8 protein-coding genes are annotated in these 13,859 nt (G+C 34.0%); 6 read left to right on the top strand and 2 right to left on the bottom strand.

Going from position 1 to position 13,859, the window contains the following annotated elements:
* Window positions 1-404 precede the first annotated feature (404 nt).
* Complete coding sequence (locus VB776_RS11895) at window positions 405-1,883, bottom strand: replication initiation protein (protein WP_323329275.1); 1,479 nt, start codon at window positions 1,881-1,883, stop codon at window positions 405-407.
* Between the two features lie 1,203 nt (window positions 1,884-3,086).
* Between VB776_RS11895 and VB776_RS11890 the strand changes: the two genes are divergently transcribed.
* Together VB776_RS11890 and VB776_RS11885 are read left to right on the top strand one after the other, a co-directional pair.
* Complete coding sequence (locus VB776_RS11890; RefSeq protein WP_323329273.1) at window positions 3,087-4,034, top strand: ParA family protein; 948 nt, start codon at window positions 3,087-3,089, stop codon at window positions 4,032-4,034.
* Between the two features lie 20 nt (window positions 4,035-4,054).
* Window positions 4,055-4,975: a ParB N-terminal domain-containing protein gene (locus tag VB776_RS11885; RefSeq protein WP_323329271.1), complete on the top strand. Its 921-nt coding sequence runs from the start codon at window positions 4,055-4,057 to the stop codon at window positions 4,973-4,975.
* A 110-nt stretch (window positions 4,976-5,085) separates the two neighbouring features.
* Here VB776_RS11885 and VB776_RS11880 read toward each other — a convergent pair whose 3' ends face one another.
* A complete protein-coding gene (locus VB776_RS11880) occupies window positions 5,086-6,351 on the bottom strand; it encodes an alkaline phosphatase family protein (protein ID WP_323329269.1) in 1,266 nt (421 codons plus the stop codon).
* A gap of 261 nt (window positions 6,352-6,612) precedes the next feature.
* On the opposite strand from VB776_RS11880, the gene VB776_RS11875 reads away from it, so the two are divergent.
* From VB776_RS11875 to VB776_RS11860, 4 genes are all read left to right on the top strand, one after another.
* Entirely contained in the window at window positions 6,613-8,259 is a 1,647-nt protein-coding gene (locus VB776_RS11875; protein WP_323329267.1) for a tetratricopeptide repeat protein, read from the top strand.
* Window positions 8,260-8,542: 283 nt separating this feature from the next.
* Window positions 8,543-11,299 carry a TonB-dependent receptor gene (locus VB776_RS11870; protein WP_323329265.1) on the top strand — a complete coding sequence of 919 codons (2,757 nt, stop codon included), beginning with the start codon at window positions 8,543-8,545 and terminating at the stop codon, window positions 11,297-11,299.
* Between the two features lie 28 nt (window positions 11,300-11,327).
* On the top strand, window positions 11,328-12,578 hold the full coding sequence (locus tag VB776_RS11865; protein WP_323329263.1) for a right-handed parallel beta-helix repeat-containing protein: 1,251 nt from the start codon (window positions 11,328-11,330) through the stop codon (window positions 12,576-12,578).
* A 156-nt stretch (window positions 12,579-12,734) separates the two neighbouring features.
* Complete coding sequence (locus tag VB776_RS11860; protein WP_323329261.1) at window positions 12,735-13,808, top strand: phytase; 1,074 nt, start codon at window positions 12,735-12,737, stop codon at window positions 13,806-13,808.
* The last annotated feature ends 51 nt before the right edge of the window (window positions 13,809-13,859 follow it).

Here is a 13,859-nt window from a genome sequence, read left to right as displayed (position 1 = left end):
AACTAATCACTTAATCTTACCAAATCTTGCTAGTAATTATCTTCTTAATTACTCTAACTATTTCCCCCTATCTCAGCCCGTTGGCGTCGTTTGGGAGTGCAAAGATGCAAGGTTTATTTCGAAATACAATGACTCCACATTAAAAAAAATTAACTTTTTTGAAAGTTTTTCGCAAATACCCTGTTTATCAATAAGTTAAAATCAAAAAAATTTTCCATAAAAAACAACTAAAAAGTAATGACTAAAACTACTCAATTTTAGACAATTAAAATATTTATAAAAATACACAAAATAAACATATTGTTTTTTTGTGCAAATTAAATGTAGCCTAGATAAAACTAAAATATCCAAGCTCCTTTTTGAAAGTAACTTGGATATTTACATCTATACTGATGAATAACAGACTAATAATTTAGTAATTGTATCATATCATCAGATATTTCTACTTCTCTTCCTTCTTTACTCATCCAATATTGGAATTTTTCAAGTCGGTTATATGGATTATATAAATCTCTTAAGGAGAAAATCATACCCATGTGCTGTTTGGCTATTTGCGTTGGTTGATTGTCTGCACTAAAATACCATTCGCTATTTCGACCAGCTTCCTGCATTTCATTTATTAAGGTAAGCTTATCGTTATCAGTCAAAGCATCATATCTTCTTTCAAAGTAATTCAGTTCCGCTTCTTTAAATAGTATTATAAGTTTTTTAAACTCTTCATGCTTATTTGCTTTCTCTGTTTCCTGTTTAACCTTCTGTTTTTTCTCTTCTACTTTCTTCTTTTTCTGTTTGGTATAGCCTTGATGTTGCTCAAATAAATTTTTCGTACTAAAGTATGCCATACTCCGCACTACAACTTTTTTATCTATTAAAGCATTGAAACAATCTTCTACTACTTCTCTCCCATTCTTTTCTACATAAGCATCTATCTCTATTTCTATCGTATTTGCTTCTGGTTTCTCTACTAAATTGATTTTCTTGAATAGTGTATATAAGTAAGTATTGTTATCTGGCTGTTCTTTTTGTTCCAAAGGTTCCGTCATTTCTGAGAAACTTTTGAATTCAATGTGTTTAATCATATCGTCCATTTCTGGCGATGGTGTTTTTTTCTTGAGCTTTATTACAAACAATAACCCCGTAATTTTTGGCCGTAATTTATCAAGGTTAGTTCCTTTCTTTTGGTAGGTAATAAAGATGTCTGTTTTATCATTGATTTCTTCAATGGCTGGAATGAGTACTCTTTTTTCAAGATTCGAGAATTTCAGGTATCCGCTGGTATTATATTCAAATTGAATTTTGAAGCGTTCAATGTCTATTTCATAAAAACCTTTGTTTAACCAAGACTTAAAAAATGGGTATAATTTAATTGATTGGCTATTCTGTAATCTAAAGAAATTCTCTTTCAAGAAACTGAAATTTTCTCTTTCGTTTACTTCCAGAATCTTTTGAGCTAAATCACGCACGATGAAAAGCTGGATTTTCCCAGAACCTTCGTCGTGAATCATTTGAGAAATAATCGTCGTACTTACTTCTAATTTTCCTTCACGCCACTTTAATAAAGTTGTTTGAAGCATTTCCGCACTTTCTATCAAATAATTATACCCCTTTTTGTGAGTTACTCCTATTCTTTCTAAAAAGTCTTTAATATGAATGGTAAAGCAAACACTTTCGTTTTGCTCCATTCCGAACAAATGTGAGGGTTTTAGACGAGAGGCTATTTCAATGAATAATTTTCTGGTATAAATATCATCTACCGAAACCGATTCATTCTTAGAAATTCTTCTAATGAATTTGGGATTGGCTAATGGATTATTGAAAATCAGATAATCTGGATTGTTCTGAAATAATTCAATACTCAAGCTTGGTTCTAATTCATTTTTCATCTGCATATTGGTTACCTATACAAAACTAATTTCTTTTGGCAACTTTACAAAAAAATGTTTCCAAAGTGGTCTATTTTTTACAGAATATTTGGTTGTTATTTTAATCCACATCCACAAAAACAAAGATTATTATCCGATAATTACCTTTAACTAATTATTTACCTACATTTTGTTGCCTAATAAAATATGATTTAATCAGGACGAAAAGCCTATATTTCATAAGAATACCTACAATTTGTTGCATAATTAAGATATTGATTGAAATTTATATCTTTCTAAGCTGGAAAATTGATTGAAATCCCAAAGAATTAGTATTCAATTATCATAAAGGAAGTATATAGACTAGCGTATCTCTGTTTTACCTACAATTTGTTGCTTAATTCAAGGAAAAAGAATCAGAAGATATGATACAAACAGCCGACAAGACATATTTCTTATTTTCACCTACAATTTGTTGCTTAATTAGTCGGAAAAAAGCCTTGAAAGCTTCTAAAAATCACCTACAATTTGTTGCCTAATTAATAGAAAGGATGTCTCATTTTACTTTAAGCTTTGTAAATAAAATGGATAAGTAGAGAGGATGAAAAAACACAATTTTTAAAAGATTTTTAAAACCTTAAAAAAGAGATTTCACCTACAATTTGTTGCCTAATACTTCAAACCGAGAAGATTATCGACATTTCCAAGTTTTTTTATAGTAATTTGTACTTAAGCCTACAATTTGTTGCCTAACGATTTTATAAATATCTATAAATCATCAACTTAAAGAGTATTGATTTTATTCATAATTAGTAAGTACCTACATTTTGTTGCTTAACACCTACATTTTGTTGCCTATTACCTACAATTTGTTGCTTAATTACCTACATTTTGTTGCCTATCACCTACAATTTGTTGCCAAACCACCTACAATTTGTTGCCAAACCACCTACAATTTGTTGCCAAAATGTAATATAAAATATTGATTTTCAGTTAGTTATAGAGGTGCTAAAAAATATATTAAAAAACTCTTTTAAAAAATATATTAAAAAAGCCTCTCTCAAAAAAGAAAAAGATTGAGAGAGAGATTTTTTTTCTTTTTATTTTAAAAAAACTTACACAAGACTTTTTGTATGATATTTTATGCTGTTTTGTATATTTTGTATAATATATCATGCAAAACCAGTACATTTGATAATATTTTCATTTCAAATCATTATATAAATGTTGACTCAAGAATTATTATTGAGGTTTCTCAGAAGAAGAAATGCAATTTCAGTGGCGACATTGGAAAGAGAAGCTGGACTTGCTAAGGATACTTTAGCCAAAGCATTGAAAGGAGAACGTAATTTAAGTGAAAAGCATTTAGAGTTACTTTTACCTGTAGTTACTTCTTATGGGTTTTCAATTGATTTGTATGAAAAGGCTAGAGTTGTTTCCGTAATTAATCATAAAGGTGGAGTTGGTAAAACGACTACAACTGGATATTTGGGTGAAGCAATTGCCAAAAAAGGCTTTAAAGTACTGATTATTGATTTAGACCCACAGGGAAATTTGAGTCAAATTTTTGATGTACAGATTCGTGATGAACAACAAGTTTATACAAGTTTGGTGAAATTGGCGAATTTACCCATTTATAATATTGGCGAAAATTTGGACATTGCACCGTCTGATATTGAATTAGCAAAAGCTGAAACAGAATTAGTGAATAAAGTAGGCGGAGAGCAACGTTTGAAAATCTTGATTGCAAGATTGAGTCAGAATTATGATTTTATTTTGATTGACTGTCCGCCGTCATTGAATATTCTTACGATGAGTGCGATGCAGGCTTCCAATAGTTGTCTGATTACTCTTTTGCCAGAAATGTCGGCCCTAAAAGGCTTAAATACTTTATTAGAACGTATTTCGGAAGCTCGTCAGATATTTAATCCAGCCTTACAAGTGGATGGCATTGTGTTTACGATGGTTAGAAAAAATACCGTTCACGATGGCATTAAAGAGACCGTGAGAAGTATTTTTCCGCATACCAAAGTTTTTGATAAAGAGATTAAGCATTTGATTGCTTTTCAAAAAGCACAAATTGAGCAAATTCCTATCAGAACGTTTGATAAAGATTCAGAAGCGGCAAAATGCTACGAAGAGTTTTGTGACGAGTACTTATCATTATTTTAAACCAATTAACATTTTAGAAAATGGCAAAGAACATCAAAATGTCGATTGCAGAGAAAGCAAGAGTAGCGATTACAAATAGTAGTTTTTCACCCTTGGAGTCGATTAAACAGAATATTACTGTTCTTGAAGAATTAAAAAGTTTTATTCCGCCACTGTTAGACGCTGAATTGGCACAACTAAAAGCTAATTTATTGGCAAATGGTTGTAAGGATCCTTTATTACTTTGGGAAACCACCAAAGACGTTATTGGCTTAGGAAGCGAATTCGAACCAGCCTATGTGTTGATTGATGGACATAATCGCTATGGAATTTGCAAAGAATTCGGGATTACTTTCAATGTTCAATTATTGTCGTTCAATTCATTTAAAGAAGTAAAAGAACACATGATTGATTTGCAATTGGGACGAAGAAACCTGAATGCACAACAGGCATCATACTTACGTGGATTGCGTTATAATACCGAGAAAAACGATGTTATTGATAATTTACAAAGCAAAAAAGAGGAAGTAGATTCAGATGGTCAAAATGTCCATTTGGAAAAAGAGCCTAAAATAACTACTGCGGAAAGATTAGCAAAAGAATATAACGTTGGAGAAAAAACGATTAGAAGAGATGCCGCTTTTGCTGAAGGATTAGAAAAATTAACGCCAACGCTTCGTAATGAAGTACTTTCTGGAAAAAAGAAAGTTGACAAAAATAAGATTCAATTATTAGCAAAATCGCACGAAGAAAATCAATCAATTAATGATATTGAAAAAGTAGATGAAATTTTACAACAAGTAACAAAAGAGAAAAGTACGGAGAATAATCAAATTGATATTGCTCAAGAAAAGTATAATAAAGTGTTAAGTACGATTAACGAAGCTTATCAAACTAGAAGTATCCAAGCTTTTGAAGCTGTTGAAATTGCTTTACAAGAATTCAAATTGATATTAAACTAGGTATTTTTCAAATGGTCAAAATGTCCATTAGGAAAATAAGTGACCAGTTAGAAATTAATGAATATTAAAAAATCTCAGATGGACATTTTGACCATCTGAGATTTTTCGTTTTACTTCTTTAAAATTCCGTCTAAAACTTTCAGTTTGCCGTCGATTTTATGCTCGTATTTTAAGCCAAGTATTTTGCTAATCATTGGATAAATATTCACATTTTCAAAACCATCAATTTTTGTTTTTGCTTTGAAAGCTGGTCCCCAAGCAAAAAAAGTTGCGTGCATATCCTCCAAAGCTGGGTCGAAACCGTGTTTGCCTGGAGTAGTCGATTTTCCTGTAATGCCAAATACTTTTGGTAAATGAGGTACAAGTAAAATATCGCCAATACGATTATACTTGTCGTCTTTTTTCCCATAATGCCAACGACTAGGAATATTTTTCTTCAAATAGACATCAAAGTCTTTCGCTTCTTTTTTCAAGGCTTTGTAAGTTGGCAAAATATCTTTTTTGTCTTTTGCATAAAGCTGGAGTAAAGCATCGCCACGAGGAATGATAAATTTAGCGGGGTCAATTGCTGTAGGTAAAAGCATTGGATGTTCGTTTTCAACCTTTGTCATTCCGTGGTCAGAAACGAAAACAAAGTTTACTGGCAAATGAAGAGAATCTACCGTAGATACGAGTTTACCAATACTTTTATCGACAAAATGCACGGCTTCTTCGGTTTCTTTTGAGTTTGGACCATAAGTATGTGCTTCGTGATCAACTTCAGGAAAATAGAAAGTAATAATATGCGGACGTTTATCTTCTGGCAATTGTAACCAATTTTTTACCGTTTGAATACGAGTATCAATATCAATTTTCTCGTTGTAATTGTAATAATAAGTAGGCAAAGTACCTTGAATATTACTTTCAGAAGCTACCCAATAAAAGCTGGCACTGAGCATTTGCTGTTTTTCTGCTAAAACCCAAAGTGGCGTTCCGCCATACCATGAGCCATCTGCAACCGCTTTTTTATTACCCATTCCATAATTTTCTTGTCGTTGAGCATCATAAAAAGAATTATCAACCAAACCATGATGTGATGGATACATTCCTGTAACAATGCTGTAGTGGTTTGGAAAAGTAAGTGAAGGGAAAGACGGAAACATGAACGAAGCCGTTACGCCATCATTACTTAATTTACGAAGATTTTTTGCTTGATATTTATCTGTAAAGTCTGCTCTGAAACCATCTGCCGAAATTAAAATAACATAAGGTTTTTGCTGTTGTTCTTGGCTATTTGTGCGGTTAGGAATGATTTGTTGGGTTAAATCCTGAGAAAAGCCACTATAAAAACACAAATATGAAAGAACGAAGAAGAATAGTTTTATTGATTTTTTCATTTGAAATACTATCAAAAATTGATAGACTTTAAAATTTATTGAAGTGAATTGATGAAATCTGTAAAAGCAATTTAACCCATAATTAGTCAAAAATCAAAAACTTATTTTATTCTTTTCCTTCATCAAATCGCCACAAAAGTCAAATTTAAAAAGGCTAAGCACATCATCGTTACATTAAATGTTTGTTAAACTTCTGTGTGGCGTACAAATTATGAGAAGTATCAAGTGGAAATTTAGAGGATTTTTTATTTGAGACTCCTTATGAATTACGTCAAACATTACTCCTTATTTCGTTTTCAAAAAAGCTTTTTGCTAATCATTCTTTTTCTTCCCAACCTTTTTTCGCAATCGCTTAAACAAGATGAGAATGAAAATATTGGCTTGTTCTCTCATAATCCAGACGCTACTTTTCGGTTGTTGAAAGAAAAATATACGAAAGCCAACGAGCAGAAAGATGCCGTACAATCTGGTATTTACTTGCAACAAATGGGGCAAATCTGTTATCATTTTGGGCATTATCCGCAGGCTTTAGATTTCCATTTGCAAGCCAGTAAGCTATTCAGGGCAAATCAAAAGAAAGATTTATTGGCAGAAAACCTCAATGATTTGGGTGTTTTGTATTACTATAACCGTCAGCGAAATCTTGCTCGACAGCATTATGACGAAGCTTTTGCCATTTATAAAAGTACCAGAAACGATTTGGGCATGGCAAATACATTGGGCAAAATAGGACAATTGTATGAAAAACAACAGAAGTACGATAGTGCCTTTACCTATCAACGACAAGCGATGAGCCATTATCAGAAAATCAATAATCGTCAGGGAATGTCTAAGATTTATGAAAATATTGGAAGTATTTATGAGGATTTAGCCCGTTACGATTCGGCTTATTTCTATTATCAACAAGCATTTTTAACCAATCAAAAAACTAAAAATCATATTGCTCAAATTGAAGTCCTGAATAATTTGGGTGATGTGTTTAGGAAAACAGGAAAGCTAAAAGAGGGTTTGGTCTATTCGAAAAAAGCCTTGGATTTGGCTTTAGTTTCTAAAGAAACTTATCAACTTTCGGGAGCTTATCGTGACATCGCCAAAGCCTATAATTTGATGGGTCGCAATGATAGTGCTTTTCATTATTTAGAATTGAGCCGAAAAACGGCTTTAGATATTTACGACGAAAACAGCAATAAGCAATTGGCTTTGCTGCAAGTAATGTATGACATTACAAAAAAAAATAATGAAATAGAGCAACTCAATAATGCCAGAAAGCAAAATCAAATCATGGGCTTTGCCATTGGCATTGTTACGATTTTGTTGGCAGCTTTGGCAACGGTTATCATCAGTCGTCAGCGTTTGAAAATCAAGAGTGAAAGAGTTTTGAATGAAGAAAGAAACCATGTGTTTGAAACGCAAAAAGCCTTGATGGAAGTAGCTTTACGCAACAAAGTTTTGGAAGAAGAGAACTTGAAAAACCTTTTGGAAATCAAAACAAAAGAATTGAGTTCGCATACGCTACACGTGATTCAGAAGAATCAATTGCTTGAAAAACTCTATCACCGATTAGAAGAAATGATTAAAGACGACCGCCGAGACCCCAAACGTCAGCTTCGACAAATCATGCAGGAAATCAACCAAAGTTTTAATCATGACCAATATTGGGAAGAATTTAGAGGGATTTTTGAACAAGTACATCAAAGCTTTTTTGATAAACTAAAAGCTACCTCCGATAACCTTACGGCGAACGATTTACGATTGATTGCTTTGCTAAAAATGAACCTTACTTCTGCCGATATTTCTTCGCTTTTAGGCATTTCTCAAGATAGTTTAAGAGTAGTTCGATACCGATTAAGAAAGAAATTAAACCTTGCTCAAGGCGATAGTCTTTCGGCATTTATTCAAGCTTTGTAAGTGCTTAATGATTTGGAAATGTAACGGTAACAATTTGATAATGTAGCGAATATTTATTTTTAAATAATTGATAATCAGTAATTTGATTTAAAATTGTTACTCTTGTTGCCTTCTTGTTTATGGGCTTTGTAACGCTGTTGCCTTTTTGTAACGCCCAAAATTTGCTTCTGTTCTGATTGTATTTGCACCTTTGTCTCATCAAAAAAACGAGTGCAAAATATTTTTTTATTTCTCTGACAGACACAAGTATCAACAAGTGAAATAAAAACAATACAAAGAAAACATGAACAGAATTTACAGCCTAATAAGTTGTTTTATCCTACTGTCATTTACTGCTTTTTCAGGAACATTCAGCGGAAAAGTAATCGACAAAGAAACAGGCGAACCTATGATTGGTGCGAATGTAAGATTGGATAAAAAAGGCTTTTATGATGCCACAGGTTTAGACGGTTCTTTCAGCATCAAGCAGTTGCCTGTGGGGAAATATCAAGTAAAAATTAGTTATGTTTCATACCAGAGTATCACTAAAGAAATCACGATTGGTAAAGAAGATGTTTCTTTAAATTTTAGTTTAGAGCCTGATGCCAAACAGTCTTTGAGTGAAGTAGTGGTAAGAGCCAGTACCGATAAATCAACTGAAAATGCTGCTCGTTTTTCAGAACGAAAAGCCAACCAGTTGATGAATATTGTTTCAGGAAGAGCCATTGAAATTTCACCAGATTTGACGGTAGCAAATTTAATCCAAAGAGTATCGGGCGTTTCTATTGAACGCAACAGCAATGGTGATGGACAATACGCCATTTTGAGAGGCATGGACAAGCGTTACAATTATACTTTGGTGAACGGCATCAAAATTCCGAGTCCCGACAATAAGTATCGTTATGTGCCTTTAGATATTTTTCCTTCAGAATTGTTAGGACGATTAGAAGTATTCAAAACATTAACACCTGATTTAGAAGGTGATGCCGTTGGTGGTGTAGTAAATATGGTGATGAAAGACGCACCGAATCAGTTAGAAATCAAGGGAAATTTGTCTGGTGGTTATAATGAATTATTTATAAATCGTGATTTTACAAGCTTCAATGCCAGCCAGATTCAGCAATTATCGCCTTATGAATTAAACGGAAGTACTTATTCTGCCACAGCCAAAGATTTTCCGAAAGGAACGCTAACACTTCAAAGTAAAAAACCAATGCCAAATATTGTAGGCGGTTTATCTATCGGAAACCGTTTCCTACAAAATCGTTTGGGCGTAATTTTAGCAGGAAGTTTTCAAAATACTTATCGTGGAAGTAATAGCAAATTTTATTCTTCAACGGTTTATGATACAGAAAAGACCTCAAGAATTACCAGTTTGGCAGAACGCCAATACTCTGAGCGTCAGGAGCGTTTGGGCTTGCACGCTAAAATAGATTTTCGATTGAACGAAAACAATAAAATTCAGTGGTACAATGCTTATATGAATTTGCTGAATGAACAATTGCGTGATACCAAAACCACAGAATACTCTTCGGGCGGCTACGACCCTGAGAAAGGAAATGCAGGCTTGACTTTCGGGATTCGTTCAAGAGTAACGCAACAGCAAATCTTTAACAGTACTTTGCAAGGAACGCATCAATTCCATGAGAAATTAAAATTCAATTGGTCGGCGGTGTATTCTACAGCTTCAAATCAAACGCCAGATAATACCAGTTTTAGCGTATTGGGCAAAAGAGAAAATTTTGTAGAAACCAAACTCTATCCAGAGCAAAGTAGTCGCCGTTGGGAACATAATGATGATAGAGATTTAGCGACTTATCTGAATCTTACTTATCTAAGTGCTTGGAAAGCTAATCCATTGGAAATCAGTACGGGCGTATTGTATCGAGATAAGCAAAGAAGTAATTTTTATAATAATTATGTCCTTCAACCAACGAATCCTTTTGCGGTATTTGGAAAAGATTTTAATAGTTACGACGAAGTAAATTTTACCGTTCAAAACCCAAGAGGAACAGTCGCTTCGGCTTTGAATTATGATGCTACTGAAAAAATTGCGGCAGGTTATGTAATGGCAAAATGGAGTACAAAAGCTACGCAAATCATCGGTGGACTTAGGGTTGAAAATACAGACCAAGGTTATCAAATGCTTTTTCCATTGGGCGAACTTCGTCCTTCTGGCAATCAAGTTTATACTGACTTTTTACCAAGTTTGAATATCAAACATCGTTTGAACGACGCTCAAAACTTGCGTACTTCTTATTTCCGTTCTATCAATCGTCCAGGATTTTTTGAAATTGTGCCTGGAAAAGTAGTAAATGAAGAATTTCAAGAAAGAGGAAATGCAGATTTACAGCGTGCTATAGCCGATAATATTGATTTACGATACGAATACTTTCCTAATCCAACAGACCAAGTAATGGCTGGGATTTTTTATAAAGCCATCAAAAATCCGATTGAATATACTTTACAAGTCGATGAAACTCGTGGACAAGACGTTTTTTATACACCCGGAAACTTCGGAAATGCCAACAATTATGGTTTTGAATTAGATGCCATTAAGTACTTCAAAAACTTCGGCATCAAAGCGAATTATACTTATACCAATTCTTCTATCACCACCAAAAAGAATATCAGAGTGCGTGACAGTGCAGGGAATTTGAGTTCTATTTCTGTTAATCAAACTCGTCCACTTTATGGGCAATCGGAACATATCGGTAATTTTTCTTTACTCTATAAAAACAATAAAACAGGCTGGGATGCCCAGTTAGCGGCTTCATATACAGGCGAGCGTATCAATACTGTTTCGCAGTTTTTGGATAATGATTTATGGCAAGAAGCCTTTATCCAAATGGATTTTTCGGTAGAAAAAAAACTCAACGACCGTTGGGTGATTTTTGCCAAAGCCAACAATTTATTGAATACTCCGATGCGAGTTTTTATCAAAAATACCAATCCCGTAAACAGTAATATTCCAGACCAAGCCAGCAGTCATGGCAAAACCTTGATTCGAGAAGACTATTACCAAAGGAGTTATCTAATCGGCATAAAATTCAAATACTAATTCAAAAATTTTAACATTTACTTTTATCATGAAAAATTCAAAAATGTTTGTGGGCATCATGTTATTGATGACCTTGTTCGCTGCGTGTAGCAAAGACGATAACACGACAACGCCAGTCGTTGAACAATCGGTAACAGGTGAAGTATCAGGCACTTGGTCAAAAGGCTCTATCATTCAAGTAAAAACCGACATCATTATTCCAGCAGGAAAAAGTTTGACAATTGAAGAAGGCGTAACCGTAGTAATGGACACAACGACTAAGCCTGAAATCGTTGTAAACGGTAATTTGTACGTATTAGGAAGTACAGCAAATCCAGTGAAATTAACTGTGCCAGAAAGTGCAAGAATTACGAAAAACAAATTTGGAAAACTTTGGGGTGGGATTTTAGCTTCAAAAACTTGTTCAGAATTGGTACTTAGCAATGCGATTTTAGAGTATGGCGGAGCAGTAACCACGGAATCTTCAACTTCTGTAAAACAAGGTTTATACAAAGCCGTTAGCGGTGAATTCGACCCAGCGATATGGTTTTCTAACACAGCAGGGAAATTGGTGATGCAAAATTCAACGGTTCGTTTTTGGCATGATGACTGTACTTATTTAGAAGGCGGAAGTATTATTTTTACAAACAACATTTTCCATACAACTGGCGAAAGCGGTGGCGAAGGCATTAATATCAAATCGGGTTGTGTGGCTGACGTTGCTTATAACTTAATTTACAGCACTAACACAAATGCCTTGAAATTATCAAATTCTGGCGACCGTACTCCGCAAGCATATATCGTGGCTTACAACAATACGATTGTAAATACAGGTTGGAGAAGACCAACCATCAAAGGCGGTTCTATTTGGTTAGAAGCAAGTGTGCGTGCAGAATTGTACAATAATTTGATGGCAAACTGTCGTTTTGGTATTAAAAGAGATGTGAAAAAACCAGAAGATAGTCGTTCTAAGGCAAGTAATTCTTTGTATTATTCGTATTCTCAAGAAGGAGTAAATCAATTTCAACCAAGTACTGAAATCTTAACTGGAACAAACGATATTATTAGTAACAAAGCAGGTGATAATGACCCAAAATTTGTGAATTATCCAGTAAGTACGAGTCAATCAAATGCCGATTTCTCAACTACTTGGGATTTCCACTTGTCAACTGGTTCACCAGCTTTGAACAAAGGAATTACTACTTTTAGCAGAAATTTTAAAGAAGGTCTTTCGATAAACGGACAAACTTACAAATCGCCAGAACCAGCTTCTTATATTGGTGCTTTTGGAGTTAAATAATTGTGATTGAGTGAGTTGTGATTGAGTGAATTAGTGGTTGATAAAATAAAAATCTAACAAATAACAATCATTGAATTTTTGATGAGTTATTAATCTTTTAATCGCTCAATCACAACTCACTCAATATCCAACACACAATTAAAAAAAGAGAAAATAATGAATCAACGGATTTTAAGCATTTTTTTGCTTGGCTTTTCGCTTACTGCTTGTAAACAAGTAGCAGTTCAAACAAAAACTAATAACAGCGAACAACAGATTATCCAGCCTACTTTTATTACTGAACCAGTAAAACACGATACCGACGACCCTGCTGTTTGGATTAATCCGCAAGATGCCAGTAAAAGTCTTGTTATTGGCACAGATAAAGACATCGACGGAGCTTTGTATGTGTATGATTTAGAAGGGAAAATTCAAGAAGATAAAGTAGTTCGTAACCTGAAAAGACCTGATAATGTGGATATTGAGTATGGTTTGATACTTAATAATAAAGCCACAGACATTGCAGTAACGACAGAACGTTTTACACACAAGCTCAGAATCTACACTTTGCCAGAGATGAAAGCCATTGATAATGGTGGCATCGAAGTTTTTGAAAACGAAACAGGAGCTGAGTTTCGTGATTTGATGGGAATTTCACTTTACAAAAATAAAGCAGGAAAAATTTATGCGATTGTCGGCAGGAAATCTGGTCCGACAGATGGTACTTATCTTTGGCAGTACTTGTTGGAAGATGACGGAAAAGGACAAATAAAAGCTACGTTGGTAAGAAAATTTGGAGCTTATAGCGGCAAAAAAGAAATAGAATCTATTGCCGTTGATGACGAATTGGGCTATATCTATTATTCCGACGAAGGCGTTGGCGTAAGAAAGTATTTTGCTGAACCTTCAAAAGGAAATCAGGAATTGGCTTTGTTTGCCACCACAGGTTTTACCGAAGACCATGAAGGAATTTCTATTTATCAGACGTCACGAAATACAGGTTATATTTTAGTTTCAGACCAAGGAGCAAACCAATTTCATATTTTTAGTCGTGAAGGAACAGCACAAAACCCCCACGAGCATACTTTATTGAAAGTAGTAAAAGTAAAAGCGGTACAAAGTGATGGTTCAGAAGTGGTTTCTGTACCTTTGAATGGTACTTTCAAAAAAGGATTATTCATCGCCATGAGCGATGACCGTACTTTCCATTTTTATAAATGGGAAGATATTGTAGGAAAAGAACTGAAATAAATGTCGAGTTTGGAGTGCGGAGTGATGATGTATAAACAACTTATAATCAAT

Origin of the sequence: Arcicella gelida, assembly GCF_034931025.1 — a bacterium.
In the GTDB taxonomy this organism is placed as follows: Bacteria; Bacteroidota; Bacteroidia; order Cytophagales; family Spirosomataceae; genus Arcicella; species Arcicella gelida.
The sequence above is the reverse complement of the archived record's forward strand: the minus strand, read 5'-3'. Positions and strand labels throughout refer to the sequence as shown.